Annotated in this window: 27 protein-coding genes; 13 read left to right on the forward strand and 14 right to left on the reverse strand. The window is 72.6% G+C overall.

The annotated features are described in order from the left end of the window. The first annotated feature begins 11 nt into the window (after positions 1 to 11). Positions 12 to 1040 (forward strand): GDP-mannose 4,6-dehydratase, encoded by a 1029-nt coding sequence (locus C4T42_RS16640; RefSeq protein WP_020092390.1) that lies wholly within the window; start codon positions 12 to 14, stop codon positions 1038 to 1040. 27 nt (positions 1041 to 1067) lie between these two features. Here the strand turns inward: C4T42_RS16640 and C4T42_RS16645 are convergent, their stop codons facing one another. Beyond that, positions 1068 to 1847, reverse strand: coding sequence for a class I SAM-dependent methyltransferase (locus tag C4T42_RS16645; protein ID WP_020092391.1), 780 nt, complete (start codon positions 1845 to 1847; stop codon positions 1068 to 1070). Between the two features lie 88 nt (positions 1848 to 1935). Between C4T42_RS16645 and C4T42_RS16650 the strand changes: the two genes are divergently transcribed. Together C4T42_RS16650 and C4T42_RS16655 are read left to right on the forward strand one after the other, a co-directional pair. Then, positions 1936 to 2391, forward strand: a complete 456-nt coding sequence (locus C4T42_RS16650; protein WP_020092392.1) for an Rrf2 family transcriptional regulator — start codon at positions 1936 to 1938, stop codon at positions 2389 to 2391. A gap of 74 nt (positions 2392 to 2465) precedes the next feature. Further along, the gene (locus tag C4T42_RS16655) at positions 2466 to 2843 is read left to right on the forward strand and encodes a PH domain-containing protein (RefSeq protein WP_020092393.1); all 378 of its coding nucleotides are present in this window, start codon (positions 2466 to 2468) and stop codon (positions 2841 to 2843) included. A gap of 32 nt (positions 2844 to 2875) precedes the next feature. On the opposite strand, the gene C4T42_RS16660 is transcribed toward C4T42_RS16655, so the two are convergent. The 4 genes from C4T42_RS16660 to C4T42_RS16675 are packed head-to-tail and all read right to left on the reverse strand — an operon-like array spanning position 2876 to position 6709. Next, positions 2876 to 4084, reverse strand: coding sequence for a CaiB/BaiF CoA-transferase family protein (locus tag C4T42_RS16660; RefSeq protein WP_103985460.1), 1209 nt, complete (start codon positions 4082 to 4084; stop codon positions 2876 to 2878). Positions 4085 to 4095: 11 nt separating this feature from the next. Then, positions 4096 to 4950 carry an IclR family transcriptional regulator gene (locus C4T42_RS16665; RefSeq protein ID WP_234080995.1) on the reverse strand — a complete coding sequence of 285 codons (855 nt, stop codon included), beginning with the start codon at positions 4948 to 4950 and terminating at the stop codon, positions 4096 to 4098. Beyond that, complete coding sequence (locus C4T42_RS16670) at positions 4947 to 5684, reverse strand: enoyl-CoA hydratase-related protein (protein WP_020092396.1); 738 nt, start codon at positions 5682 to 5684, stop codon at positions 4947 to 4949. The genes C4T42_RS16665 and C4T42_RS16670 overlap by 4 nt, the downstream gene beginning before the upstream one ends. Further along, entirely contained in the window at positions 5681 to 6709 is a 1029-nt protein-coding gene (locus C4T42_RS16675) for a nitronate monooxygenase family protein (protein WP_181049179.1), read from the reverse strand. Before C4T42_RS16675 ends, C4T42_RS16670 begins: the two co-directional genes overlap by 4 nt. A gap of 337 nt (positions 6710 to 7046) precedes the next feature. On the opposite strand from C4T42_RS16675, the gene C4T42_RS16680 reads away from it, so the two are divergent. The 4 genes from C4T42_RS16680 (at position 7047) to C4T42_RS16695 (ending at position 12743) form a co-directional block, all read left to right on the forward strand. Further along, positions 7047 to 9116 (forward strand): 3-hydroxyacyl-CoA dehydrogenase NAD-binding domain-containing protein, encoded by a 2070-nt coding sequence (locus C4T42_RS16680; RefSeq protein WP_103985461.1) that lies wholly within the window; start codon positions 7047 to 7049, stop codon positions 9114 to 9116. Between the two features lie 14 nt (positions 9117 to 9130). Continuing rightward, a complete protein-coding gene (locus tag C4T42_RS16685) occupies positions 9131 to 10315 on the forward strand; it encodes an acetyl-CoA C-acyltransferase (protein WP_103985462.1) in 1185 nt (394 codons plus the stop codon). A gap of 2 nt (positions 10316 to 10317) precedes the next feature. After that, complete coding sequence (locus tag C4T42_RS16690; protein ID WP_103985463.1) at positions 10318 to 11514, forward strand: acyl-CoA dehydrogenase family protein; 1197 nt, start codon at positions 10318 to 10320, stop codon at positions 11512 to 11514. 74 nt (positions 11515 to 11588) lie between these two features. Next, complete coding sequence (locus C4T42_RS16695; RefSeq protein ID WP_020092401.1) at positions 11589 to 12743, forward strand: acyl-CoA dehydrogenase; 1155 nt, start codon at positions 11589 to 11591, stop codon at positions 12741 to 12743. A gap of 114 nt (positions 12744 to 12857) precedes the next feature. Here the strand turns inward: C4T42_RS16695 and C4T42_RS16700 are convergent, their stop codons facing one another. The 4 genes from C4T42_RS16700 to C4T42_RS16715 all read right to left on the reverse strand — a co-directional run bounded on the left by C4T42_RS16700 (position 12858) and on the right by C4T42_RS16715 (position 16011). Next, positions 12858 to 13730 carry a tetratricopeptide repeat protein gene (locus C4T42_RS16700; protein ID WP_020092402.1) on the reverse strand — a complete coding sequence of 291 codons (873 nt, stop codon included), beginning with the start codon at positions 13728 to 13730 and terminating at the stop codon, positions 12858 to 12860. A gap of 332 nt (positions 13731 to 14062) precedes the next feature. Next, positions 14063 to 15175 carry a 5-(carboxyamino)imidazole ribonucleotide synthase gene (locus C4T42_RS16705; protein WP_020092403.1) on the reverse strand — a complete coding sequence of 371 codons (1113 nt, stop codon included), beginning with the start codon at positions 15173 to 15175 and terminating at the stop codon, positions 14063 to 14065. Then, the gene (gene purE / locus C4T42_RS16710; protein WP_020092404.1) at positions 15172 to 15672 is read right to left on the reverse strand and encodes a 5-(carboxyamino)imidazole ribonucleotide mutase; all 501 of its coding nucleotides are present in this window, start codon (positions 15670 to 15672) and stop codon (positions 15172 to 15174) included. The genes C4T42_RS16705 and purE overlap by 4 nt, the downstream gene beginning before the upstream one ends. 78 nt (positions 15673 to 15750) lie before the next feature. Next, positions 15751 to 16011 (reverse strand): DUF465 domain-containing protein, encoded by a 261-nt coding sequence (locus C4T42_RS16715; protein ID WP_081636461.1) that lies wholly within the window; start codon positions 16009 to 16011, stop codon positions 15751 to 15753. Positions 16012 to 16142: 131 nt separating this feature from the next. Here C4T42_RS16715 and C4T42_RS16720 point away from each other — a divergent pair, with 131 nt between their 5' ends. Further along, on the forward strand, positions 16143 to 16325 hold the full coding sequence (locus C4T42_RS16720; protein WP_012318068.1) for a DUF465 domain-containing protein: 183 nt from the start codon (positions 16143 to 16145) through the stop codon (positions 16323 to 16325). 209 nt (positions 16326 to 16534) lie between these two features. After that, a complete protein-coding gene (locus tag C4T42_RS16725; RefSeq protein ID WP_103985464.1) occupies positions 16535 to 18463 on the forward strand; it encodes a propionyl-CoA synthetase in 1929 nt (642 codons plus the stop codon). Positions 18464 to 18521: 58 nt separating this feature from the next. On the opposite strand, the gene C4T42_RS16730 is transcribed toward C4T42_RS16725, so the two are convergent. Beyond that, complete coding sequence (locus tag C4T42_RS16730; protein WP_020092407.1) at positions 18522 to 18995, reverse strand: hypothetical protein; 474 nt, start codon at positions 18993 to 18995, stop codon at positions 18522 to 18524. A gap of 187 nt (positions 18996 to 19182) precedes the next feature. Here C4T42_RS16730 and C4T42_RS16735 point away from each other — a divergent pair, with 187 nt between their 5' ends. Next, positions 19183 to 20301 carry an NADH:flavin oxidoreductase/NADH oxidase gene (locus tag C4T42_RS16735; protein WP_103985465.1) on the forward strand — a complete coding sequence of 373 codons (1119 nt, stop codon included), beginning with the start codon at positions 19183 to 19185 and terminating at the stop codon, positions 20299 to 20301. Between the two features lie 9 nt (positions 20302 to 20310). Here the strand turns inward: C4T42_RS16735 and C4T42_RS16740 are convergent, their stop codons facing one another. After that, a complete protein-coding gene (locus C4T42_RS16740) occupies positions 20311 to 21060 on the reverse strand; it encodes a phosphodiester glycosidase family protein (protein ID WP_103985541.1) in 750 nt (249 codons plus the stop codon). Positions 21061 to 21283: 223 nt separating this feature from the next. Here C4T42_RS16740 and C4T42_RS16745 point away from each other — a divergent pair, with 223 nt between their 5' ends. From C4T42_RS16745 to C4T42_RS16755, 3 genes are all read left to right on the forward strand, one after another. Then, positions 21284 to 21808 carry a hypothetical protein gene (locus C4T42_RS16745; RefSeq protein WP_020092410.1) on the forward strand — a complete coding sequence of 175 codons (525 nt, stop codon included), beginning with the start codon at positions 21284 to 21286 and terminating at the stop codon, positions 21806 to 21808. A gap of 139 nt (positions 21809 to 21947) precedes the next feature. Beyond that, complete coding sequence (locus tag C4T42_RS16750) at positions 21948 to 23252, forward strand: MFS transporter (RefSeq protein WP_026604804.1); 1305 nt, start codon at positions 21948 to 21950, stop codon at positions 23250 to 23252. 2 nt (positions 23253 to 23254) lie between these two features. Continuing rightward, positions 23255 to 24124 (forward strand): amidohydrolase family protein, encoded by an 870-nt coding sequence (locus C4T42_RS16755; RefSeq protein WP_020092412.1) that lies wholly within the window; start codon positions 23255 to 23257, stop codon positions 24122 to 24124. A gap of 102 nt (positions 24125 to 24226) precedes the next feature. On the opposite strand, the gene C4T42_RS16760 is transcribed toward C4T42_RS16755, so the two are convergent. The 3 genes from C4T42_RS16760 to C4T42_RS16770 all read right to left on the reverse strand — a co-directional run bounded on the left by C4T42_RS16760 (position 24227) and on the right by C4T42_RS16770 (position 26491). Next, a complete protein-coding gene (locus tag C4T42_RS16760) occupies positions 24227 to 24424 on the reverse strand; it encodes a hypothetical protein (RefSeq protein WP_020092413.1) in 198 nt (65 codons plus the stop codon). Positions 24425 to 24492: 68 nt separating this feature from the next. Next, positions 24493 to 25812 (reverse strand): MFS transporter, encoded by a 1320-nt coding sequence (locus C4T42_RS16765; protein WP_020092414.1) that lies wholly within the window; start codon positions 25810 to 25812, stop codon positions 24493 to 24495. A 118-nt stretch (positions 25813 to 25930) separates the two neighbouring features. Beyond that, complete coding sequence (locus tag C4T42_RS16770; RefSeq protein ID WP_020092415.1) at positions 25931 to 26491, reverse strand: cupin domain-containing protein; 561 nt, start codon at positions 26489 to 26491, stop codon at positions 25931 to 25933. Positions 26492 to 26524 lie beyond the last annotated feature (33 nt).

A 26524-nucleotide genomic window follows, 5' to 3' on the forward strand; every position in this document is an offset into this window, starting at 1 on the left:
CGGATCGCGCCGTGAGCGCGCCCTCTCCCCACGGGTCCGGCGGCCCGGCCCCGCGGCGCGTCCTCGTCACCGGGGCGGCCGGTTTCGTGGGCGGCCACGTCCTGCCGCTCCTGGCGGGGGCGACGGCGGGGTCGACGGCGCGGGCGGGCGACTGCGTGGCCGGGATCGGGCGGGGGCGGTCGCCGCGCCTGCCGGAGGGCGTAACCTACGCGGCGATCGACCTCCTCGACGAGGCCGCGCTCGGCGGCTTCGTGGCGCGGTTCCGGCCGACCGCGATCCTGCACCTGGCGGGCCTCGCCTCGGTGGCGGATTCCGCGAGCGGCCCGGGCCAGACGTGGCGGGTCAACGTCAACGGCCTGATGAACCTCGTGGCCGCGGTGGAGGCGGTGCCGGGCTGCACCTTCTTCTTCGTCAGTTCCGGCGAGGTCTACGGCAGCGCGTTCCTCGCCGGCCACGCCCTCAGCGAGGCGGTCGAGCCGCTGCCGCGCAACACCTACGCCCGGTCGAAATGGGTCGGCGAGCAGCTGCTCCGCGACCTGCTGCCCCGCATCGGCGTGAAGCTCGTCGTGCTGCGGCCGTTCAACCATATCGGTCCCGGCCAGGATGAACGCTTCGTCGTGGCCTCCTTCGCGGGACAGATCGCCCGGATCGAGGCCGGCCTCGTGCCGCCCTGCCTGGAGGTCGGCAACCTCTCGTCCTACCGCGACTTCCTCGACGTCGCCGACGTGGCGAACGCCTACGCCGACCTGATCGGCCGCGCGGACTCCCTGGCGGACGGGAGCGTGTTCAACATCAGCTCGGGCCAGCCGCGGACGATCGCCAGCGTCCTCGAGGACCTGCGCGCCCGGGCCCGGGTGCCGTTCGAGATCCGCATCGCCCCGGAGCGGGTACGGCCGACCGAGATCCCCCTGGCCGCGGGCGATGCCGGCCGCCTCCACGCCGCCACCGGCTGGCAGCCGCGGGTCACGTGGGATGCGGCCCTGACCCGGGTTCTGGACGACGCGCGGGCGCGGCTCGCGGACGCGCGCGAGACCCGCTGAGGCGCCGGGCCCCGCGCGAAGCGGCGCTCAGCGCTCCGCGACGCCGATCAGGGCAGTGGAGGGGATCGGCAGGACGGGTCGTCCGGCCGCCATGCGCCGCGCCTCCGCGATCACCGCGGCCCGGTCGTCCGCGCTCAGGTCGACCCAGTCCGGCGACAGGCCGAACACCGTGTCGGGGTCGTCGAGCAGGGCGACGTCGAGCGCGTAGTCGAAGGTCACGCGGTCGATCCGCGGGGCCGCGTACCCGGCCGCGACCAGTTCCCGGGCGAAGCCGGCCGGATCGCCGAGCGCCCGCACCCCGTCGGGCATCGCCCGGCTCTCGCGCTCGGGGAACAGCCGGCGGCGGATCTCGCCGAGCAGCAGGAACGTCGCCGCGCCCTGATCCTGCCACGTCGCGACGACGCCCCGTCCCCCGGGTCGCGTCACGCGCGCCATCTCGGCGAGGCCCTTCCGCCAGTCGGGGAACATGATCACCCCGAAGATCGAGAACACCGCGTCGAAACCGCCGTCGGGCAGGTCGAGGGCCTGGCCATCCATGACCCGCGCGTCGACGTTGGGCAGGGCCGCGCCGGCGATGCGCGCGACCATGCCGGGCGCGAAATCGACCGCGAGGACCTGCGCCCCCGTCCGCGCCGCGGCCAGCGCGAGGGCGCCGGTGCCGGCCGCGACGTCGAGGACGCGGCTGCTCTCGGTCAGCCGCACCCGCGCGAGCGCCGCCTCGGCGAAGCGCGCCGTGAACGGGTGGGCGGTCGTCTCGTAGTGCTCGGCGACCTTGTCCCACCGATCGGGGTTCTCGAACTCGCGCACCGCTTCGGCTCCGCTCTATCACGTAACTTGATAAGTATCGTGATGCGGCACGGTTGCCAATCCCGGGCCCGGTGTGATGGATCGGCGGGTGCGCACCGATAGCCGCCTCTCCCGGACGCTCCATGTGCTGCTTCACATGGCCCGCCACGACGGACCGATGACGTCCGAGGCGATCGGGCGGATGCTCGGGACGAACCCGGTGGTCGTCCGGCGGACGATGGCCGGGCTCCGGAACGCGGGCTACGTGAAATCCGAGAAGGGGCACGGCGGCGGATGGTCCATCGCGGCGGACCTGAACGCGGTCTCGCTGCTCGACGTCCACCGCGCGGTCGGCGGCCCCCGCATCTTCGCGATCGGCAGCGATCGCGCGAACCCGGCCTGCGCGGTCGAGAAGGTCGTCAACGCGGCGGTCGAGGACACGCTGCGCGAGGCCGAGGCGCTCCTGGTCGCGCGGCTCGGTTCCGTCAGCCTCGCCGAGCTCGCGCGAAGCTTCGACGCCCGGTGCCGGCCCGACAGGCCGTCGGACGCCTCGACCTGCGCCTGACGGCGGGCGGTTGCCGCGGCGACGCTCAGGCGCCATCCTCGGCATCGACGCGGACCAGCACGAGATGAGCGGCCATGGGCCTACTGGACGGATTGCTCGGACACGGCTCGGCCGTCGACGCGGCCTCCCTGGAGCGCCGGCTCGACGGCATCCTGATCGAGGGCGAGACGGCGCGGCTCGCCTTCAAGATCATCCGGGACGTGTTCGTGTTCACCGAGCGCCGCGTCATCCTGATCGACGTCCAGGGCGTGACCGGCAGCAAGGTCGAGTTCCTGTCGGTGCCGTACCGCGCGATCGTGCGTTTCTCGGTCGAGACCGCCGGCACGTTCGACCTCGACGCCGAGTTGAAGATCTGGGTCTCGGGGGCGGCGGAGCCGATCCAGCGGACCTTGAAGAAGGGCGCGGATGTCCGGGGCATCCAGCGGGCCCTCGCCGAGGGCGTGCTGCGCTAGCCCACGTCACGCGCCGGCCGGCGACGGCCTGACTACCGGACCACGCCCTTGGCCCGCAGCGCGTCGCGCGCGTCCTCGGGATACTCCAGCTGTTCCGCCAGGATCTCGGCGCTCGAATCCCCGAGGCCCGGCGGCATGCGCCGCACCGGCAGCCGGCGGCCGTCGAGCCGGTAGGGTGGGGCGATGACGTGGGCGGTCGCGGATGCCGTCCCCGGTGCCGCGACCACCAGCCCGGCCTCCCGGGCGCGGTCGCAGGTGAGCGCCTCGCGCAGGCCCATCACCTCGCCGCAGGGGATGCCCGCCGCCCGGAGCCGGGCGATCAGCGGCGCGCGCTCCCACTTGGCGAGCTCGGCCTCGAGCACGGGGATGAAGGCGGCGCGGTTGCGCGACCGGTCGAGGTTGGTGGCGAAGCGCGGGTCCGCGACCCAGTCCGGCCGCTCCAGCACCTGCTCGCAGAAGCGGCGGTACTGCCCGTTGTTGCCGACCGTGATCACCACCGGCCCGTCGCCGGCCTCGAACACCCCGTAGGGCACGATCGACGGGTGGGCGTTGCCGTAGCGGGGCGGATCGATCCCCCGGGCGAGCGCCTCCAGGCCGTAATAGGAGGTCAGCGCCACGCCGCAATCGAACAGGGCGAGGTCGACGGTCCGGCCGCGCCCGGTCCGCTCCCGCTGGTACAGGGCCGCCAGCACCGCCTGGGCGGCGAACTGGCCGGTGAACAGGTCGACCGCCGCGACCCCGAACTTGAGGGGCGGTCCCCCGGCCTCGCCGTTGAGCGCCATCACGCCGGATTCGCCCTGGACCACGAGGTCGTAGCCGGGCCGGCCGGCCTCGGAGCCGTCGGAGCTGTAGCCGGCGATCGAGCAGTAGATCAGGCCGGAATTCTCCGCCGACAGGTCCGCGTAGCCGAGGCCGAGCTTCTCGGCCCCGCCGGTCTTGAAGTTCTGGACCAGCACGTCGCTCTCGCGGGCGAGCGCCTTGACGATCGCCAGCCCCTCCAGCGTGGCGAGGTCGACGCCGATCGAGCGCTTGTTGCGGTTCACGCTGTCGAAATACGAGGTGTTGCCGGGGCTCGTCGGCACGCCCCAGTCGCGGGTGTCGTCGCCGCGCTCCGGGTGCTCCACCTTGATCACGTCGGCGCCGAGATCGCCCAGCACCTGCGCGCACCAGGGTCCCGCCAGGACCCGGGACAGGTCGAGGACGCGGATTCCGGCGAGCGGCAGGTCGGCAACGGCATCCATCGCGATGGTCCTCAGGCTCCCATGACGCCGTCGAGGCTGCGCACGGCGTCGATCAGTCTCGGGCGCGCCACCTCCAGGAGGAAGCGCGCGTCGGTGATGACGGTGGGGGCACCGCAATTGACCGACATGGGCGGCAGCCCGCCGCCGGGATGGAACCCCACCGCGATGGCGCAGACCGTCTCCTGCCACTCGCCGAACGAGGTGCAGCAGCCGAGTTCCCGGTGCTCCTCCACCGCGCGGTCGAGGCCGGCGCGCAGCACCGGCCAGGCCACGGGATCCAGCGCCTTCAGGTCCTCGTAGATGCCCGCGCGCTCCCGGTCCGGGCAGACCGCCACGTAGGCGCGGCCCATTGCGCTGCGGGCCAGCGAGATGCGCGAGCCGGTGTCGAGGTTGAGCGAGATCGCCGCCGGGCCGCGCTGGCAGTCGACGTAGCGCATGCTGAGCCGGTCCCGCACCCCGAGGCCGACCGAGGCGTTGGCCGCCTCCGCAACCGCGCGCAGCACCGGCCGGGCGATGGCGCGGACGTCGAGGCCGCCCAGGGCGGCCGAGCTCAGCGCGATGGTGGCGGTGCCGAGCCGGTAGCGGCCGAGCTCGGCCATGTGCTGCAGGTAGCCGAGCTTGGTCAGCGTGTAGGTCAGCCGCGACACGGTGGAGCGCGGCAGGCCGCAGGCCTCCGCGATGTCGTGGTTGGCGAGGCTCGTGCGCCCCGGGCCGAAGCAGGCGAGCACCGACAGCCCCCGGGCCAGGGCCGTGACGAAGTGCCGGTCCTCCTTCGCGCCGGCGCCGGCCGCGTCGGGCTCGGCCGTGTCGAGCCCGATGTCGGATCCGGCGCGCGGGCCGGCCTCCACCTCCATCCGCCCGCTCATCGGCGCAGGAACGCCGCGAAGGCCGCCTGCGCCGCCGGACCGCGGCGGAGAGCGTGGAAGACCTCCGCCTCGGCGTCGAGCGCGCGGGCGACGCTGTCGTCGTGGCCGCGCCGCAGCGCCTGCTTGGTGGCGGCGATCGAGACCCGAGGCAGGACGGCGAGCGCGCGCGCCTTGGCGAGCGCGGTCTCCAGGGCCGTCCCGGCCGGGACGGCGGCGTTGATCAGGCCGGCCGCGGCGGCGTCCGCGGCCGTGAAGGGCTCGCCGAGCATCAGCAGCTCGGCGGCGCGCTTCGATCCCGCCACCAGGGGCAAAAGGTAGCTCGACCCGCCTTCCGGGCTGAGGCCCAGGGCCGTGAAGGGCAGGCGGAACCGTGCCCCGTCCCCCGCGTAGGCGAGGTCGCAGTGGAGCAGCAGCGTCGTGCCGATGCCGACCGCGTGGCCCTCCACGGCGGCCACGACCGGGAGCGGGCAGGCGCGCAGGGCCTTGAGGAAGGTGAGGCCGGGACTGTCGCCCCCGGTCTCGACGTCCTGGAAATCCTTGAGATCGTTGCCGGCGGTGAAGCAGCCGCCCGCGCCGGTGAGGACCAGGGCGCGCACCTCCGCGTCCCGTCCCGCGGCCTCCAGGGCGTCGGTCAGGCCCGCGTAGGTCGCCCGGTCGAGGGCGTTGCGCCGGTCCGGCCGGTCGATCGTGACGAGCCGGATCCCGGGCTCCGGATCGGCGAGGCGGACGCTCACGGAACGGCACCGCCGTCGCGGTCCGCAACGTAGTCCGCGGACTGGCCGGCCGTCCGCGCCCGCGCCGCCGCGTATTCCCGGGCGAGCCGGGCGACGAGGTCGGCGGTCGCCGGCGCGTCCGCGATGGTGCCGACACCCTGGCCGGCGCCCCAGACGTCGCGCCACGCCTTCACGCTGGCGCTGCCGAAGTCCATCGCGGTCTTGTCGCGCACCGGCAGGGCCTCGGGATCGAGCCCGGCGGCGCGGATGCTCGGCGTCAGGTAGTTGCCCGGAACGCCGGTGAAGTAGGGGGTGTAGAGGATGTCGGCGGCCGCGCTGCCGGCGATCATGTCCTTGTAGGCCGCCGCCGCGTTCGCCTCCCGGGTGGCGATGAAGCGGGTGCCCATGTAGGCGAGGTCGGCACCCATGGCCTGGGCCGCCAGAATCGCGGAGCCCGAGGTGATCGCCCCCGACAGGATCAGCGGCCCGTCGTAGAACCGCCGGATCTCGCCCACCAGGGCGAAGGGGCTCAGTGTCCCCGCGTGGCCGCCCGCCCCGGCGCAGACCAGGATCAGCCCGTCGACGCCGGCCTCCAGCGCCTTCTCGGCGTGGCGGACATTGGTGACGTCGTGGAACACCACCCCGCCATAGGCGTGGACCGGGCGGATCACCGCGTCCGGCGCCCGCAGGGAGGTGATGATGATCGGCACACGGTGCCGCACGCAGGCCTCGACATCCTGCGCCAGCCGGTCGTTGGAGGCGTGGACGATCTGGTTCACCGCGAACGGCGCGACCCGCCGCGACGGGTCGGCGGCGCGGGCCTCCGCGAGCGTCTGCGTGATCCGCGCGAGCCACGCGTCGAGGAGTTCGGCCGGCCGGGCATTCAGCGCGGGGAAGGAGCCGACGACCCCGGACAGGCACTGGGCGATGACCAGCTCCGGGCCGGAGACGATGAACATCGGGGCGCAGATCACCGGCAGGGCGAGCCGGCCGCGCAGGATCTCGGGCAGGCGCCCGCCCGGGTCGCGCTCGGGACCGTCGCTCACCGCCCGCTCCCCGCTGCCGGAACCCGCGCCGGACAGGCGCCCCCGGGCCGCTCGCCCCGATCCTTGCCGCGCACCGCGATCCTCCCCCGTGCCTCCGGCGGCCCGGCCTTCGCGCGCCGGGCGGCATCCGCAACCGAGTCTCGTTAAGGGCCGTTGTGATGGCATGGCCCCGGGCCGCGGGTCAAACGGCCGAGGCGACGCTTTTCTGCACTGCAGAACAGTTGGCTGCACCCCGATGACAGACCCTGCCCATCCTTGACGCTGGCGGGCACTCGGACCAACATCCCGCCGAAATGCGGACATTTATTCTGCATTGCAGAACAACAGGGAGTATCGGGTGGTTCGTCAGGAGGTCGACGGCGGCGTGGCCGTGCTCACGCTCGCCAACCCGCCGGTCAACGCGCTGGGCGCCGCGCTGCGGGCGGCCCTCGACGAGGCCCTGACGAACGCCATCGCGGACGCGTCGGTCCGGGCCGTCGTCCTGGCCGCGGAGGGCAAGGTGTTCGTCGGCGGCGCCGATATCGGCGAGTTCGGCAAGCCGCAGCGCCCGCCGAGCCTGCCGGACATCCTGGACCGGCTCGATGCCAGCCCGAAGCCGGTGGTGGCGGCGATCGGCGGCGCGGCCCTCGGCGGCGGCCTGGAGCTGGCGATGGCCTGCCACGGCCGCGTCGCGGCCCCGTCGGCCCGGATCGGCCTGCCGGAGATCAAGCTCGGGATCATCCCGGGGGCGGGGGGCACGCAGCGCCTTCCGCGCCTGATCGGGCCCGACGCCGCCTTCCCGATGATGCTCACCGGCGAGCCGGTCTCCGCCGAGACGGCGGCGGCGCTGGGCATCGTGGACGCCGTGGTGCTCGGCGACCTCGTCGCGGAAGCGCGCACCCGCGCCCTGGAACTCGCCGATTCCGGCGCCCTGCCACGCGCGCGCGACCGGTCCGAGACGCTGACGCCGGAAGCACGGGAAAAATTCGAGGCGCAGGCCGCCGAGGCGGTGAAGCGCGATCCCGACGCCACCAACGTCCACGCCCTGGCGCGGGCGGTGCGCGCGGGCCTGGAGCAGGATTTCGATGCCGCCGTGGCGATAGAGCGGGCAGAGTTCCGCACCCTGGTGGAGGATCCGCGCTCGAAGGCCCTGCGCTACGCCTTCTTCGCCGAGCGCGAGGCCGGCCGGGTGCCCGGCCTGCCGAAGGACACGCCGCGCCGCCCCGTCCGCACGGCCGCGGTGATCGGCGCCGGCACGATGGGCGGCGGCATCGCCATGTGCTTCGCCAATGCCGGGATCCCCGTGACGGTGATCGAGACGGAAGAGGGCGCCCTGGCGCGTGGCCTCGACCGGGTGAGGGGGCTCTACGCCGGCTCGGCCAAGCGCGGCTCGATCACCGAGGCCCAGCGCGACGAGCGGGTCGGCCGGATCACGGGGGCGCTCGGCCTGGAGAACGCCGGGGAGGCCGACATCGTCGTCGAGGCGGCCTTCGAGGACATGGGCGTCAAGCGCGAGATCTTCACCAAACTCGACCAGGTCGCCAAGCCCGGCGCGATCCTGGCCACCAACACCTCCTACCTCGACGTGAACGCCATCGCGGCGGTGACCAACCGGCCGCAGGACGTGCTCGGCCTGCACTTCTTCAGCCCGGCCAACGTCATGCGCCTCGTGGAGGTGGTCCGTGCGGAGAGAACCGCGCCGGACGTCCTCGCCACCGCCCAAGACCTGGGCAAGCGCCTCAACAAGCTGCCGGTGACGGTGGGGGTCTGCTTCGGCTTCGTGGGCAACCGCATGCTGGAGCGCCGCAGCCGGGCCGGCGAGCGGCTGCTGCTCGAGGGCGCGCTGCCGCACGAGGTCGACGCGGCGGTGACCGGGTTCGGCTTCCGGATGGGCCCCTTCGCCATGAGCGACCTCGCGGGGCTCGATATCGGCTGGCGCTCGCGCAAGGATTTCGGCGGCCGGGCGCCGGTGGCGGACTCGCTCGCCGAGCAGGGCCGGTTCGGCCAGAAGACCGGCCGCGGCTTCTATCTCTACCCGGACGGCGCCCGCGCCGGCACGCGCGACCCGGAGGTGGAGGCGCTGATCGCGCGCGTCGCCGCCGAGCACGGCGTCGCGCGCCGCAGCTTCACGGCCGACGAGATCGTCGCGCGGCTCATGTACCCGATGGTCAACGAGGGCGCGCGGATCCTGGAGGAGGGCATCGCGGCCCGGCCCGGCGACATCGATACGATCTGGATCAACGGCTACAATTGGCCCGCCTGGCGCGGCGGCCCGATGCACTGGGCCGACACGGTCGGATTGAAGACCGTCGTCGAAGCCTTGTCGCGCTTCGCGGCCGAGACCGGCGACGACAGCCAGGAGCCGGCGCCGCTCCTGAAGAAGCTCGCCGCCGAGGGCGGCAGCTTCGCCGGCCTGAAGAACGCCTGAGCGGGAGAGCGATCATGACCGACGCGGTGATCGTCTCGACTGCCCGCACGCCCATCGGCAAGGCGCATCGCGGCGCGCTGAACCTCACCCGCGGCGCCGACCTCGCGGCCCACGCGATCCGCGGCGCCCTGGACCGGGCGTCCCTGGAGCCCGCGGCCGTCGAGGAGGTGGTGCTCGGCTGCGGCTATCCCGAGAATGCCACGGGCGGCAACGTCGCCCGCCACGCCGCCCTGGTGGCGGGGATCCCGGTCGAGTCGGCCGGCGTCACCGTCTCGCGCTTCTGCGCCTCGGGCCTGGAGGCGATCGCCAGCGCGGCGCGCCGGATCATCCTCGACGGTGTGCCGGTGGCAGTGGCCGGCGGCGTCGAGTCGATCAGCCTCGTCCAGCCGAAGGTCCAGCGGGAGCTGACCCGCAACGCGTGGCTGGAGGCGCATCTGCCGGCGATCTACATGCCGATGATCGAGACCGCCGACATCGTGGCGGAGCGCTATCGGATCTCCCGGGAGGCGCAGGACCACTTCGCCCTGGAGAGCCAGCGACGGACCGCGGCGGCGCAGGAACGCGGGCTGTTCGACGACGAGATCGTCCCGATGAGCGCCGTCATGGCGGTGACCGACAAGGCCACCGGCGAGACCCGGGAGGTCGAGACGCGGCTCGCCAAGGACGAGGGCAACCGCCCGGACACGACCCTGGAGGGTCTCGCCAAGCTCAAGCCCGTGCGCGGGGAGGGGGCCTTCATCACGGCGGGCAATGCCAGCCAGCTCTCGGACGGGGCCTCGGCCAGCGTGCTGATGTCGGCCGACGAGGCTGCGCGGCGCGGCCTCGAACCGCTGGGCATCTTCCGGGGCTTCGCCTCGGCGGGCTGCGGGCCGGACGAGATGGGCATCGGCCCGGTCTTCGCGGTGCCGCGGCTCCTCGAGCGCCAGGGCCTGCGCGTCGTCGACATCGACCTGTGGGAGCTGAACGAGGCCTTCGCGTCCCAGTCTGTCTACTGCCGGGACACGCTCGGGATCGACCCCGAGAAGGTCAACGTCAACGGCGGCGCCATCGCGGTCGGCCACCCGTTCGGCATGTCGGGGGCGCGGCTTGTCGGCCACGCCCTGCTGGAGGGCCGCCGCCGCGGCGCGCGCTACGCCGTCGTGACCATGTGCGTCGCCGGCGGCCAGGGCTGCGTCGGCCTGTTCGAGATCGGAGGCTGACGATGGATCTCCGCTTTACGCCGGAAGAGATCGCGTTCCGCGACGAGGTCCGGAGCTTCTGCCGCGAAGAAATCCCGGCGGAGATCCGGAAAAAGGTCTCGGAGGGGCGCAGCCTCTCGAAGGAGGACTACGTCACGAGCCAGCGGATCTTCAACGCCAAGGGCTGGGCGGTGCCGCACTGGCCGCAGGAATGGGGCGGCCGGGATTGGACCCCGATCCAGCGCTACATCTACACCGAGGAGCTGTTCCAGGCGGCGGTGCCGCTGCCGCAGCAGTTCAACTGCTACATGTTCGGCCCGGTGCTGGCGACCTTCGGGCGGCAGGACCAGAAGGCGCGCTTCCTGCCGCGCGCCGCCAACCTCGACGACTGGTGGTGCCAGGGCTTCTCGGAGCCGGGCGCCGGCTCGGACCTCGCCTCGCTGAAGACCAGGGCGGTGCGCGACGGCGACCACTACGTCGTGGACGGCCAGAAGACCTGGACCACGCTCGGCCAGCACGCCGACTGGATCTTCTGCCTGGTGCGCACCGACTTCGAGGCCAAGAAGCAGCGCGGCATCTCCTTCCTGCTCATCGACATGACGACGCCCGGGATCACCGTGCGGCCGATCCTGACGCTGGAGGGGCGGCACGAGGTCAACGAGGTCTTCTTCGACGCCGTGCGCGTGCCCGTGGAGAACCTCGTCGGCGAGGAGAACCGGGGCTGGGACTACGCGAAGTTCCTGCTCGCCAACGAGCGCACCGGCATCGCCCGGATCGGGCTGACCAAGGAGCGGATCGCCCGCATCAAGCGGCTGGCCCGCGAGATGCCGGCCGGGTCCGGCACGATGTGGGACGATCCCGCCTTCCGCGCCCGCGTCGCGGAGGTCGAGGTCGAGCTGAAGGCCCTGGAGATCACCCAGATGCGGGTGGCGGCCAAGCAGGGAAGGGCGGATTCGGTGGAGCCGGACCCCGCTTCCTCGCTCCTCAAGATCCGCGGCTCGCAGCTCCAGCAGGCGGCGACAGAATTGCTGGTGGAGCTCGCCGGGCCCTTCGCCCTGGCGGCGCCCGCGCGCGGGGCCGGGGCCAACAACCTGCCCGGCGGCTTCGACTGGGTCGACGCGGCGGCGCCGAGCTACTTCAACAACCGCAAGGTCTCGATCTACGGCGGCTCGAACGAGATCCAGCACAACGTCATCGCCAAGGGCATCCTGGGGTTGTGAGCGGTCGCCTCGCCCCGTCCTCCCCCTCATCCTGAGGTGCCGGGCGCCTCCGACGACATCCGCGAGGGAACACCATGGATTTCGACCTGAACGAGGACCAGTCGCTCCTGCGCGACAGCGTCGAGCGGCTGGCCGCCGACCTCTACCCGTCGCTGGAGAGCCGGCAGGCGCGGCTCAAGGCGCCCCTCGGCTTCCCCGAGGACGGCTGGGCGGCCTTCGCGGAACTCGGCGTCGCCGGCCTGCCCTTCTCCGAGGACGAGGGCGGCCTCGGCGGCGGCCCGGTCGAGACCATGCTGGTCATGGAGGCGGTGGGCCGCAACCTCGTGGTCGAGCCCCTGCTCGCGAGCCTCGTGCTGGGCTCGACGGCCCTGCGGCTCGGCGGCAGCGCCGCGCAGCGGGAGCGCCTCGTCCCGGGACTCGTCGCCGGCGACCTCCGCCTGACCCTCGCCCACACCGAGCGCCAGTCCCGCTACGACCTCGCCGACGTGGCGACGACCGCCCGTCGCAGCGGCGACGGCTACGTGCTGAGCGGGGCGAAGAGCGTCGTGCCCAATGCCGACGCGGCCGGCCTGATGGTGGTCTCGGCCCGCGTCTCGGGCGAGCGGCGCGACCCGAGCGGGATCGGCCTGTTCCTCGTCCCGACCGACGCGGCGGGCGTCGCCATCGAGGCCTACCCGACCCAGGACGGCGGCCGGGCCGCCGAGGTGTCCTTCTCCGACGCGACGCTCCCGGCCGACGCCGCGCTCGGCGACCCGGAGGGCGGCCTGCCGCTCCTGGAGCGCGTGGTGGAGCACGGGATCGCGGCGCTCGCCGCCGAGGCGGTCGGCTCCATGGACGCGCTCCACAAGCTCACGGTGGAGTACCTCAAGACCCGCAAGCAGTTCGGCGTCAGCGTCGGCTCGTTCCAGGCGCTGCAGCACCGCGCCGTCGACATGCTGATCCAGCTTGAGCAGGCCCGCTCCATGGCGCTCTACGCCGCCATGATGGTGGACACGCCGGACGCGGGGGCGCGGGCCGCGGCCCTCTCGGCCGTGAAGGTGCAGATCAACAAGGCCTGCCGCTACGTCGGCCAGGAGGCGGTCCAGCTCCACGGCGGCATCGGCATGACGCTCGAGTATATCGGCGCCCACCACTTCAAGCGGCTCGCCATGATCGAGTACCAGCTCGGCGACACCGCCCACCACCTGCGCCGGATCACGCAGGACGAGAACGGCCTGCTAGCGGCGTAGTTCGCCTCGGGCGCTGGCACCGTCTCCGCTCGCGGAGCGAAGCGATCCGGCGGCGCCACGCTCGAACGTGTCGCGCTGCCCTTCGTCGCTCCGCTCCCCGCGATGACGGAGCGATCAGTTGAACAGCGTGCCGACACCGCCCTGCACGCGGCCGAGGCCGGCCCGCGCGACGGTGTTGTTGGGGTCGATCGTCGAGGCGCGCTGGTAGTTCTCCATCGCCTCCTTGCGCTGGCCCTGCTTCTCGTAGGCGAGGCCCCGATAGGCCCAGGAGGTGGCGTCCTTGGCGTTCACGTTGAGCGCGGCGTTGTAGTCCTCGATCGCCTTCGCGTACTGGTTGGTCGCGATCAGGCTCTGGCCGCGGGCCGCGTAGGGCGCGGCCACGAACGGGTCGCGGTCGATGGCGGCGTCGAAATCGGCGATCGCCTGGGTGTCCTGGCCCTGCTTCTGCTTCACGAGGCCGCGGGCATGGTACGCCTGCGCGGATTCGGGGCTCAGGCGGATCGCGACGTTGAGGTCGTTCAGCGCCTGGTCGAGGTTGCCCTGCGCGCGCTCGACATTGGCCCGGCCGATATAGGCCGGCCCGTAATTCGGATCGATCCCGATCGCCTTGGAGAAGTCCTGCAGCGCCGGGCCGTCGCGGCCGATCTGGCGGTTCGCCAGGGCGCGGTTGTTGTAGGCGGAGGCGGAGTTCGGATCGAGCTGGATCGCCTTGGTGAAGTCGCCGATGGCGTCGTTGAACTGGCCGGCGCGGGCGTAGGCGGCGCCGCGGGTGTTGTAGGCCGCCGCGTCGTTCGGGTTGCGCTGCACGACCTCGGTCAGGGAGGCGATGTTGACGTTCGTGGCGCCAGTCGTGTCCTTCTCCAGGACCGCGTATTGCCGCGGACCGGCCGCGCTGCCGACGGTCTCGCAGCCCGCGAGGCCGGCAGCCGAGACCAAGGCCGCGCCGATCAGTGCCGTCTTCCGTCCCAGCCGGTTGCGTACGTTCATTGCCCCACTCTCCCCGAGGCGTCGCCCGCTCCGCGCGCGCCCGCCCCGCCCCTCACAGTCCAAGAGCCCGCGCCGAGCGCCGGGCACGCCCGAGTTCGGGGCACCGTCGCGCATCACGGTGAAGGCCGGCTTAAGAAGCGCCGCGTCGTGATCCGGCCCCCGCCGGTCCCGGCGGGACCGAGCGGTGCGGGCGGGTTCGAGCGACAGCATACGGAACCGACCACACTGTCGTGGAAGCGGCGGGATGTGGCGAAGGTATGGCTCGACCGTTCCGCGGGGCCGCGGACGGCCCTCCGGCGATCACGCGGCGACGCGGGTGTGCCCTCGAAGCCTCAGGATCCGGTCGGACCCGGCCCGAAGCGCGTGACGTGGCCCATCTTGCGGCCGGGGCGCGCCTCGCCCTTGCCGTACAGGTGCAGGTGGGCACCGGGCTCGGCCAGCAGGGCGTGCCAGTCGTCGGCCTGGGCGCCGATCAGGTTGCGCATCTCGACGGGCAAACCGCCGACCCGGCCCGCATCGCCCAGCGGCCAGCCGCAGACGGCGCGGACGTGCTGGGCGAACTGCGAGGTCAGCGCGCCCTCGCTGGTCCAGTGGCCGGAATTGTGCACCCGGGGCGCGATCTCGTTGACCACCAGCCGCTCCGCCCCGTCCTCGCGGACGAGGAACATCTCGACGGCGAGCACGCCGACATAGTCGAGGGCGTCGGCGATCCGCCGGGCGATCTCGACGGCGGCGCGACCCGTTTCGGCGGACACGCCGGGCGCCGGCACCCGGGTCAGCGCGAGGATGTGGTCGCGGTGCTCGTTCTCGCAGAGATCGTAGGCCGCGAAGCTGCCGTCGCGCCCGCGCGCGCCCACCACCGAGACCTCGCGCTCGAACGGCACGAAGCCCTCCAAGATCAGCGGCGCGCCGCCGAACTCGGCGAACAGGGCGTTGCGGTCGCCCTCGGCCCGCTCGCGGAGCATGCGCTGCCCCTTGCCGTCGTAGCCGAAGCGGCGGGTCTTGAGCACGGCCGGCAGGCCGATCACCTCGATCGCCCGGTCGAGGTCGTCGGGCGTGTCCACCGCCCGGAACGGCGCCGTCGGGATGCCCAGGCCGTTGATGAACTCCTTCTCGGAGAGCCGGTCCTGCGTGGTCGAGAGCGCGCGCGCGTTCGGGTGCAGGGCGGCGTGCCGGGCGAGGACGTCGGCGGTGGCGTGCGGGATGTTCTCGAACTCGTAGGTCACGACGTCGACGCCGCGGGCGAAATCCGCCAGCGCCGCGGCGTCGTCGTAGGCCGCGCAGGTGGTCCGGGCGGCCACGTCGAAGGCGGGGCTGTCCGCGTCGGGCGCGTAGACATGCGCCTTGAGGCCGTAATCGGCCGCCGCGAGCGCGATCATGCGCCCGAGCTGGCCCCCACCGACGATGCCGAGGATGGAGCCGGGGCCGAGGATCTTGTCCGTCACGCGTTCTCTTCCGTCACCGGCCGTTCGGCCACCGAGGCGCTCTGGGCCGCGCGCCACGCCTCCAGGCGCTCCGCCAGGTCCGGATCGGTCAGCGCCAGGACGGCGGCGGCGAGCAGGGCCGCGTTCACCGCCCCGGCCCGGCCGATCGCCAGGGTCCCCACCGGGATGCCGGCCGGCATCTGGACGATGGAGAGCAGGCTGTCCTGGCCGGAGAGGGCCTTCGACTCCACCGGCACGCCGAAGACCGGCAGGCGGGTCATCGCGGCCGCCATGCCGGGCAGGTGCGCGGCGCCGCCCGCACCGGCGATCACCACCTTGAGGCCAGCTGCGACCGCGCCCTTGGCGAAGGCGACGAGCCGGTCCGGCGTGCGGTGGGCCGACACGATGCGCGCGTCGTACGGTACGCCGAGCGCGTCGAGCGTCTCGGCGGCATGACGCATGGTCGCCCAGTCGGACTGGCTGCCCATGATGATCGCGACCGGAGGAGGCGACGCCATCGTTGATCCCGGCAAAAGAGGGCGCTTACAGGCGGCGCGGGCCCGCGGCAAGGCGGGGCCGGAGGGCGTCCACCGGCATCAGGCGATGATGTCCGGCGTGAGCGCGTCCTCGATGTGATAGATGCGGTCGCGCAGCGTGAGCTTGCGCTTCTTCAGGCGCTGGATCTGGAGCTGGTCCCCGGCGACGCTGCGCTCCAGCGCCTCGATGGCGCTGTCGAGATCCCGGTGCTCCTCGCGCAGCCGCGCCAGTTCGCCCAGGAGGTCCGACTGCGCACCCTCACCCGCCTCGTCCGCCATCGTCACCTGAGAACCCGAAGACCGTTCGTCGCCCGAGAGCATGCGTCACGCTCCGGCGCCGGACAAGGCGGCGCGGTAAGCAATCATCAGACTTAGCAGCAGAAAACGCTTCGACAGGTCCGGCATCCTGTGCCAATCTCGTTGTGTCGAAACGATGACAGGAGATTCGACTCATGTCGCTGCAGACGCATCTGAACCAACTCGCCCGGAAGCACGAAGCCCTCGAGCGCGAGATTCAGGAAGCGATCCACAGACCTTCGGCGAACGACCTCCACATCGCCGAGCTGAAGCGACGGAAACTCCTGCTCAAGGACGAGATCAACAAGCTTCAGGCGGGCAACGACACGTTGCACTGACGCCTGAGACGTCCAATCCGATAGCGAATTCAAGCTGACGACCGCCGCATCGGGAGCCCCGGTGCGGCGGTTTTCTTTTGGCGGACGTCCGGCCTCGGCCACCGCGACCTGGGCGCGGCCTTCTCTCCGGTGGTCACTCCCGCGCGCGCCAGAATGGGCTACTCTGCGGCCCGCCGCCGGAGAGCGGTCCGCGAGGAAACGCCCAACCGATGACGAGAGCCAGCCTGCCGGGCCGCTACCCGGAGATCTACGAATCGGCCTGCCGCGACCCCGAGGCGTTCTGGCTCGGTGCGGCGCGGGCCCTCGACTGGGCGCGGGCGCCGGAGCGGGCCTTCGCGCCGGATTCCGGCCCCTACGGACGCTGGTTCCCGGACGGCACCCTGAACGCCTGCCACAACGCGGTGGACCGCCACGCGGACGGGGCCCGGGCGGATCAGGTGGCGATCCGCTACGACTCGCCCGTGACCGGGACCAAGCGCAGCATCACCTACCGGGCGCTGCGCGACGAGGTGGCGGTGCTGGCCGCCGTGCTGGCCGACCTCGGTGTCGGCAAGGGCGACCGGGTGATCCTGTACATGCCGATGGTGCCCGAGGCGCTGTTCGGCATGCTGGCCTGCGCCCGGCTCGGCGCGGTCCACTCGGTGGTGTTCGGCGGCTTCGCCGCCAACGAGCTGGCGGTGCGGATCGAGGACGCGGCGCCGAAGGTGGTGCTCGCCGCCTCCTGCGGGATCGAGCCGAACCGCGTGGTCGCCTACAAGCCGCTCCTCGACGCGGCGATCGCGGCCTCGCGGCACAAGCCGGAGGCCTGCCTGATCCTCCAGCGCCCGCAAGGGCCCGCGACCCTCGTCGCGGACCGGGATCGCGACTGGGGTGAGACCGTGGCGGCCGCCCGGACGGCGGGGCGGAGCGCGGCGTGCGTGCCGGTCGCCGCCACCGACCCGCTCTACGTCCTCTACACCTCCGGCACGACCGGAAAGCCGAAGGGCGTGGTCCGCGATACCGGTGGCTACCTCGTCGCCCTGGCCTGGTCGATGCCGAACCTCTACGGCGTCCAGCCCGGCGAGACCTACTTCTGCGCCTCCGACATCGGCTGGGTCGTCGGCCACTCTTACATCGTCTACGCGCCGCTCCTGCACGGCTGCACCACGGTCCTCTACGAGGGAAAACCTGTCGGCACGCCCGATGCCGGCGCCTTCTGGCGGGTGGTCGCCGAGTACGGGGTGGTCTGCCTGTTCACCGCGCCCACGGCCCTGCGGGCGATCAAGAAGGAGGATTCGAAGGGCGCCCGGATCGCCGATCACGACCTCTCGGCCTTCCGCAGCCTGTTCCTGGCGGGCGAGCGCGCCGATCCCGACTCGGTCGCCTGGGCCGAGCGCGTGCTGGGCCGACCGGTGGTCGACCATTGGTGGCAGACCGAGACCGGCTGGCCGATCGCCGGCAACCCGATGGGCCTCGGCCTCCTGCCGGTGAAGCACGGCAGCACCTGCGTGCCGATGCCGGGCTACCGGGTCGAAGTGCTGGACGAGGGCGGCAAGCCGGTTCCGGCGGGCACCATGGGCACCATCGCGATCCGCCTGCCCCTGCCGCCCGGCTGCCTGCCGACGCTCTGGGGCTCGGACGACCGGATGCGGTCGAGCTACCTCGCCACCTTCCCGGGCTACTACGACACGTCGGATGCCGGGGTGATCGACGCCGACGGCTACATCACGGTCCTGGGACGGACCGACGACATCATCAACGTCGCGGGCCACCGGCTGTCCACCGGCGGCATGGAGGCGGTGCTGGCGAGCCACCCGGACGTGGCGGAATGCGCGGTCATCGGCATCCGCGACGCGCTGAAGGGGGAGGTGCCCTGCGGGTTCGTGGTGCTGAAGGCCGGCGTCGCCCGGCCGACCGAGACGATCGAGCGGGAACTCGTCGCCAAGGTGCGGGACGAGATCGGCCCGGTGGCGGCCTTCAAGCTGGCGCTGACCGTGCCGCGGCTGCCCAAGACCCGATCGGGCAAGATCCTGCGGGCCACCATGAAGCGCATCGCCGATCACGAGCCCTGGACGATGCCGGCGACGATCGACGACGCGGCGGCCCTCGACGAGATCGGCGACAGCCTGAAGGACCGGGGGATCGGCGCGGACCGGTAGGGTGCCGGACCGCGCCGCTTGCGCGTTGACGGGCGATCGCGGCCCGCCTCAATCCGCCTCAATCCGCGTCAGCGCCGTCGTCGTCGGTGTCGATATCGACCGTCGGCGCCGGCTGCGTCAGGGCGGGCGCGTAGGTCCCCGCGGTCGGACCCGTGGTGACCGAGGCCGGGACGCGCCGGGCGTTCGGCTCGGACGGGATCAGCGTCGCGGTGGCGGCCACGAGGCCGGCGAGGGACCGGACATCCTGCGGCTGCCGCGGATCGCGCGAGATCAGCGTCGCCTCCTGTTGCAGGCGGAGATTGCAGGCCTCCGAAGGCAGGCCTCCGTTCGGCGTACAGGCGTCGTGGCGGGCGCAGGCGGCATCGAGGGCGTCGATCGGCGGGAGTGGCGCGTTGTTGCCCGGTCCGCAGTAATTCCCGTGGATCAGCATCTTGGGGCCGCCGAAGGCGGCAGGCTGGGCCTGGGCGGTGCCCGCGAGGGCGGCGCAGCCGGCGGCCAGGGCGAGCGGGACGGCGAGTCTGGTGAGCATCATCTGGACCTCGGGCGATCTCGCCCCCTCAGGCGGTTCGCGTCGATTGCCGCGATGCGGCGACAGGCCAGGAAACGGGCGGCCACATCCGCAAGTTCCCGCAACGCCCGCCCGCAGAGGTGCTCTGCCGCACCGCACTGGCCGCCGCGCCCGTCCTGGGCCAGAGTGAACCCTCCACCAGGAGTTGCCGATGACCGCTCGCCTGTTCGAACCGCTGACGCTCGACGCGCTGACGCTCGAGAACCGCATCCTCGTCGCGCCGATGTGCCAGTACTCGGCGCGGGACGGCGAGGCGACCGACTGGCACATGATGCATCTCGGCCAGCTCGCCATGTCGGGGGCTGGCCTGCTGACCCTGGAGGCCACCGCGGTCTCCCCGGAGGCGCGGATCACCGCCTGGGATCTCGGCCTCTACAACGACGGCTGCGAGCGGGCGCTGGGCCGGGTGCTCGACGCCGTGCGCGAGTACGCGCCGGTCCCGGTCTGCATCCAGATCGCCCATGCCGGGCGCAAGGCCTCCAGCGAGGCCCCCTGGGCCGGCGGCCAGCAGATCCCGCCGGAGCACGCCTACGGCTGGCGCACCGAGGCGCCCTCGGCGGTCGCGCACGGGGAGGGCGAGGTCCCGCCCCACGCCCTCGACGCCGCCGACCTGAAGCGCGTCCGCGACCAGTTCGTGGCCACCGCCAAGCGGGCCGTGCGCCTCGGTATCGAGGCCGTCGAGCTGCACGGCGCCCACGGCTACCTGCTGCACCAGTTCCTGTCGCCGATCGCCAACAAGCGGACAGATGAATACGGCGGCAGCCTCGCCAACCGCATGCGCTTCCCCCTCGAGGTCTACGACGCGGTGCGGGATGTCGTGCCTGCCGGCAGCCCGGTCTGGCTGCGGGTCTCGGCCACCGACTGGGTCGAGGACGGCTGGGATCTCGACGAGACGGTGGAGCTGGCCCAGGCGCTCAAGCGGGCGGGATCGCCGGCGATCCACGTCTCCACGGGCGGCGTCTCGCCGAAGCAGGCGATCAGGCTCGGGCCGGGCTATCAGGTGCCCTACGCCGAGCGGATCAAGGCGGAGACCGGGCTCACCACCATCGCGGTCGGGCTGATCACCGAGGCCCGGCAGGCGGAGACGATCCTGCAGGAGGGCCGGGCGGACGCGATCTCGCTCGCCCGCGCCATGCTGTACGATCCGCGCTGGCCCTGGCACGCGGCGGCCGAGCTCGGTGCCCGGGTGCGCGCCCCCAAGCAGTACTGGCGCTCGCAGCCGCGGGAGTACAAGGACCTGTTCAAGGACACGGCCTTCGGCCAGCGCTGAGGGCGGCCCTCACCGCGGCAGCGCGCCGACCAGCGGCCCGAGAGGGCGGCTGATGTCGGTGCGGCCGAGGTTCGGCGCGTAGAGGCTGGAGACCGAGCCGTCGAGGAACAGGGCGTTGCGGCAGCCGAGATCGTCGCGGAACAGCCGCGCGAAGGCGCCGAAGGTCACCGGGCGCTCTGAGATCGCGAAGATCGCCACGTGCCCGTCGCCGGGCACGCCGACGCCGTTGCGGATCTTCTGGCTCGGCCCGTCGGCGGCGATCTTCGGGTGGATCTGGCCGTCGATCACCAGCATCGGCCCGGACTGCGTGGCGAAATCCGGCCGGATCTTCGCCCGCAGGTAGCGGGACGTGTCGACCACCCCGGCGCGCTCACCCTTCAGCCAGAAGATCCCGTTGGGCTTCAGGTGGAAATTGCCCGGCCCGTCCGCCGTGGAGACGCGCTTCAGCTCGTGCCCGTTCTCGACGTAGAGGCCGACCGGCGCCTGGTCCTTGTCGTACATGCCGGCGTTCATCGCGAAGGCGAGGCGACCGCCCTGCTTCTCGGCGAGGGTGCCGAGGGCGCCGTAGGGCTTGCCGTCGTCCTGGAGCCAGAACAGCCGCAGCCGCCGCTTCCGGAGGTCGATGGTGCAGACCGTGAAGGTCTCACCCTGCGCCTCGACCGCCCGACAGGGCTCCGTCGCGGCCGGGGCGGCCGCCCGGGCCGGGGCCGCGAGGGCGAGCAGCGTGATCAAGAGGGCGTGAGCCGGGCGCAGCATCATCATTCGTTCCAGGCAGCTCGGGGACGGCGAGTCGGGGACGGCGAAGCTCGTTCGGCCCGCCCTTCGCCCTGGAAAGCGGCGAATTTCGTGTCCGAGCCGCGCCCGGATGGGTCCGGACGCGGCCGGGTGCGTCTCGCGACCGCGCGCCGCGGCCGGGGCTGGACCGTTTTACCGGTTCGAGCGTTCTTAGCCGCAGAGGGCGTGTTTCCACGGAGATGACGTGATGAAGGGTGCAGTGCTCGGCTCGGCCCTGCTGGCGGCGGGTGCTCTGGCCTTGGCGCCGGCCAGCGCGGACGCGCGCGGCTTCGGCGGCGGCGGCTTCCATGGCGGCGGTTTCGGCGGCGGCTTCCACGGTGGCGGGTTCGGCGGCGGCTTCCGCGGCGGCGGGTTCGGCGGGTTCCGCAACGGCGGCTTCGGAGGCGGCTTCCGCGGCGTCGGCTTCCGTCCGGGCGGCTTCGGCTACGGCCGTGGCTTCTACGGCCGGGGCTACGGCTGGCGCGGCGGCTACGGCTACCGCGGCGGGTACGGCTACGGGCTCGGCGGCCTGGGCCTCGGTGTCGGGCTCGGCCTCGCGGCCGGCGGCCTCTACGGCGGCTACGGTGGCTACGGCTATCCGGGTTACGGCTACGGCGGCTACTACGCCCCGGCGGCCTACGATTACGGCTACGGCGGCGGCTGCTACACGGTCCCGCGGGTGCGCTGGACGCCCTACGGCTACCGCCGGGTTCTGGTCGAGCGCTGCTACTGAGCGTCGATCGAGCGTGAAAAGAACGGGACAGGCCGCCTCCGGGCGGCCTTTTCCTTTCCGGTTGCTTGCGTGACCCGCCGCATCGTTGGACAGCTCGGCCCGGGACGCTGATACTGGTATCGGGCGGCGGGAGGCGGTGATGAGTTCAGCAACCGGGCAGGGGCCCACGGGCGTGGACGCGGTCGAGATCCGCGACGCCAGCCTCACCGCCTTCTACCGATCGATGACGCCGCCGGAGCGGCACACCTTCTGGGCGTGCGCCGCCGGCTGGTGCCTCGACGGCATGGACTTCATGATCTACCCGCTGGTGATCGGCACGATCATGGCGCTGTGGCACGTCGATGCCGGCACGGCCGGGCTCGCCGCCACGGTGACGCTGCTGGCCTCGGCGCTCGGCGGCTGGCTCGCGGGCTTCGTCGCCGACCGCATCGGCCGGGTGCTGACGCTGCAGATCACGATCCTCTGGTTCTCGCTGTTCTCCCTCCTCTGCGCCTTCGTGCAGAACTTCGAGCAGCTGCTCATCGCGCGGGCGCTGCTCGGCCTCGGCTTCGGCGGCGAGTGGGCGGCCGGCGCCGTGCTGATCGGCGAGACGATCCGGGCCGAGTATCGCGGCCGGGCGGTGGGCTCGGTCCAGTCCGGCTGGGCGATCGGCTGGGGCCTCGCGGTCCTGTCGCAGGCGGTGCTGTTCTCGCTTCTGCCGCCCGAGACCGCGTGGCGCTGGATGTTCGCGGTGGGCGCGCTGCCGGCGCTGCTGGTGTTCTACCTGCGCCGCTACGTGAAGGAGCCGGAGGTCGCCGCCGAATCCCGTGCCCGGGCCGCCGCCACGGGCGACCGGCCGCAGATCTGGGAGATCTTCTCCGGTCCGATCCTCAAGACCACCCTGCTCGCCTCCCTGGCGGCGGCGGGCTGCCAGGGCGGCTACTACGCAATCACCACCTGGGTGCCGCGCTTCCTGACCACCGAGCGCCACCTGTCGATCGTGTCCTCCACCGGCTACCTCGCGGCCCTGATCATTGGCTCGTTCACCGGCTACCTCGTGGGCGCGTGGCTCGCCGACCGGCTCGGCCGGCGGCCCCTCTTCCTGATCTTCTCGCTGGGCGCCATCGCGGTGATCGTCGCCTACACGCAGATCCCGCTCTCGAACGGCGTGCTCTGGGTGCTGGGCTTCCCGCTGGGCTTCTTCGCCTCCGGCTACTTCTCCGGCATGGGCGCCTTCCTGACCGAACTGTACCCGACCCGCCTGCGCGGCTCGGGGCAGGGGTTCTGCTACAATTTCGGCCGCGGCATCGGCGCCCTGTTCCCGGCGCTGGTCGGCTACCTCGCGGAGCGCGCCGGTCTCGCCTCGGCCATCGCGATCTTCGCGGCCGTCGCCTACGGGATCTTCTTCCTGGCGGCCTTCGCGCTGCCCGAGACGCGCGGCAAGGTCCTCCACGCGGATTCCTGATCATGCCCGAGATCCGAGACTGCCCCGCCCCGGACCCGCATCCGGAAGGCCCGACCCGCTACGCCGTGCCGGAGGGCGCGGTCGACACGCACGCCCACGTCATCGGCCTGCCGCCGGACTATCCCCTGGTGGCGGACCGGAGCTACACGCCCCCGGCGGCGCCGGCCGAGCGGTATCTGGCGATGCTCGACGGGACCGGCATGGCCAACGGCGTGCTGATCCAGGTCAGCGTGCACGGCACCGACAACCGGCTGATGGTCGAGACGCTGCGCGCCCACCGACAGCGCCTGCGCGGCGTCGCGGTGATCCCGCTCGGCCTGCCCGACGCGGAGCTCGCCGCGCTGAAGGAGGCCGGCGTGGTCGGCCTGCGCCTCAACGTCCTGTTCGGCGGCGGGGTCGGGCTCGACGCGGTCGAGTCCTACGGGGCGCTCGCCCGCGAGATGGGCTGGCACCTCCAGTTCCTGCTCGATGCCCGCGAGTTGCCGCCGATCGCCGGCCGCCTGGCGCGGCTGCCCGTGCCGCTGGTCTTCGACCATATGGGCCACATGCCGACCTCGGCGGGCGTGGACCATCCGGGGTTCCGGGCACTGCTCGGCCTCGTCGCCGACGGCAACTGGGTCAAGCTCTCGGGCGCCTTCCGGGATTCCGTGACCGGGCCCCCCTACGCCGACACGATCCCCTTCGCCCGGGCGCTCAACGACGCCGCGCCGGACCGCTGCCTCTGGGGCTCGGACTGGCCGCACGTGGCCGCCTGGGACGGGCCGCCGCGGACGCGGGAACTCCTCGACCTGATGGCCGACTGGGTGCCGGACGCGGATCGGCGCCGGATGGTGTTCGTGGACAACCCACGGCGGCTCTACGGCTTCGGGTAGGGGCGGCCGTTCAACGGCCGCCGGAGAGCCCGCCGACATCGCGCGCGCAGCGAAGCACCCCAGGTTCGCGCGAGGCCCGGAAAGCGGAGCGCGGCGTCTCCGTCACACCCGCAGGTCGACGCTCTGGCCCTGTCCGGGAGGGGCCGGCGGGCCGGCGCTCGCCGCCTCGGCGGCGCTGTCCGCCACCAGCCCGGCGACCGCCTTGTCGGCGGAGAGCTGCTGCTTGGCGACGGCGATGCCGATCTGCTGGTTCTGGGACGAACCCAGCATCTGGACGGCGGCTGCGGCGATCGAATCCATGCCGCCGATCCTGGACCACCGGTCTGAATCCCGCGTTACCCGGATCCGGCGCCTTTGACCGGTCGCGCTCACCCGTCGAGGAAACCCCGCTGCCGCGCCCGGTAGCCGCCGATCGCCGTGACGCACAGGAACGACACGCCGGCCAGCGCCGTGCCGAACACCGCGATCGGCCACCAGTGGCCCTGGAAGCGCTCGGCCAGCACGGTGCCGACGATCGGCGTCAGGCCGCCGGCGAGCGCCCCGCAGAACTGGTACGCGATCGAGATCGCCGTGTAGCGCACCCGCGTCGGGAAGGCGCCCGCGAGGTAGCCGGCGATCACCGCGTAGAAGGTCGCGCTGCCGATGACGTTGAGGGCGAGCCCCAGCACGATCAGGGGCACCGACTGCGTCTCGACCAGCCAGAACAGCGGGTAGGGGGCCAGCATCGCCCAGACCAGCGTCCCCTGGAGGAACAGCCGTTCATTGCGGATCAGCTCGGCAATCCGGGCGCCCACCGGGGTCATCACCAGCTGGACCACGGCGGCGATCAGCAGGGCGTCGAGGATCGTCGCCCGCGCGATGCCGAGATACTGCGTGGTGAACGCGATCATGAAGGTGTTGAACAGGTAGACCGAGGCGATCGCGAAGGTGTTGGCCCCCGCCGCCAGCAGCACCGGCTTCAGGCAGGTCGTCAGCACCTCGCGCACCGGCGCCGGCGGCGGCCCGCCGGCGGCCCGGGCCTTCTCGAAGGCCGGGGATTCCGCGACGCCGAGGCGGATCGCGAGCCCGACGCCGAGCAGCAGGATGCTGACGAGGAACGGCACCCGCCAGCCCCAGGTCAGGAAGCTCTCCTTGTCGAGGAGGCCCGCGAGCCGGAAGGCCAGCAGCGACAGGATCTGCCCGGCCGGGCTGCCGAGCTGCGCGAAGGAGGCGAAGAAGGTGTTGCGCCCGGCCGGCGCGTGCTCGGCGGCCATCAGCACCGCGCCGCCCCACTCGCCGCCGACCGCGAGCCCCTGGATCAGCCGCAAGACGACCAGCATCACCGGCGCCCAGAGGCCGACCGACGCGTAGGTCGGCAGCAGGCCGATACACGAGGTGGCGATGCCCATCATCACGAGCGTCGCCACCAAGGCGCGCTTGCGCCCGAACCGGTCGCCGAGATGGCCGAAAATCAGGCCGCCGAGTGGTCGTGCGAGGAAGCCGACCGCGAAGGTGCCGAAGGCCGAGAGCGTCGCGATGTAGGGCGATTCCGCCGTGAAGAAAAGCGGCCCGAACACCAGCGCCGCCGCCGTGCCGTAGATGAAGAAGTCGTACCACTCGATCGTGGTGCCCACGAAGGCCGCGAGCGCCGCGCGCGCCGACTGGTTCTGTCCGGGCCCGGCGGCCGGGCTTGCGGTCGTGACGGCCATCGATCCTCGCGCGGCATTATGAATTCAAACGCCGCCCTGCATGCGCCACTCTGCTGGCCGACCGCAACGCCTGCACGCGACAGGGCGGGCGTTTCATCCGCCGCAGCCGGGCTCCGTCTCAGAAGCTCGGCGGCGTGCAGGCGCTCACCACCTCGCAGGGGTTGGGCCCGACGCAGCGGAACCGGTGCGGGCGGCGGCTGTCGAAGCTGTAGGCGTCGCCGGGGCCGAGGATCCGGCGCTCGGCATCCACCGTGACCTCGAGGCGCCCGGAGAGCACGATGCCACCCTCCTCGCCCTCGTGGGAGAGCGGCACCCGGCCAGTATCGGCGCCCGGCTCGTAGCGCTCCTTGAGGATCTGGAGCTTGCGCCCGAACAGGCTGTCGCCGACCTGACGGTACGAAATCGCCCCCTTGGCGGCCCGGCGGCCGATCTCGGTGAGGTCCTCGGCGGCGAAGAACGCCTTGCGCTCCGGCTCCGGCTCCAGGGCGAAGAACTCGGCCATGCCGATCGGCACCCCGTCGAGGATCCGCTTCAGGGCGCCCACCGACGGGTTCACCCGGTTGGCCTCGATCAGCGAGATCGCCGAGTTGGTCACGCCGGCGCGCTTGGCGAGGGTCCGCTGCGACAGGCCGTGGCGGGCCCGAACGAAGCGCAGGCGCGCGCCGACATCGATGCTCATCCGGCCAGGGCCCGTTTCAGGTGTTGCGGATCC

This window comes from Methylobacterium sp. 190mf (genome assembly GCF_900107945.1).
In the GTDB taxonomy this organism is placed as follows: domain Bacteria; phylum Pseudomonadota; class Alphaproteobacteria; order Rhizobiales; family Beijerinckiaceae; genus Methylobacterium.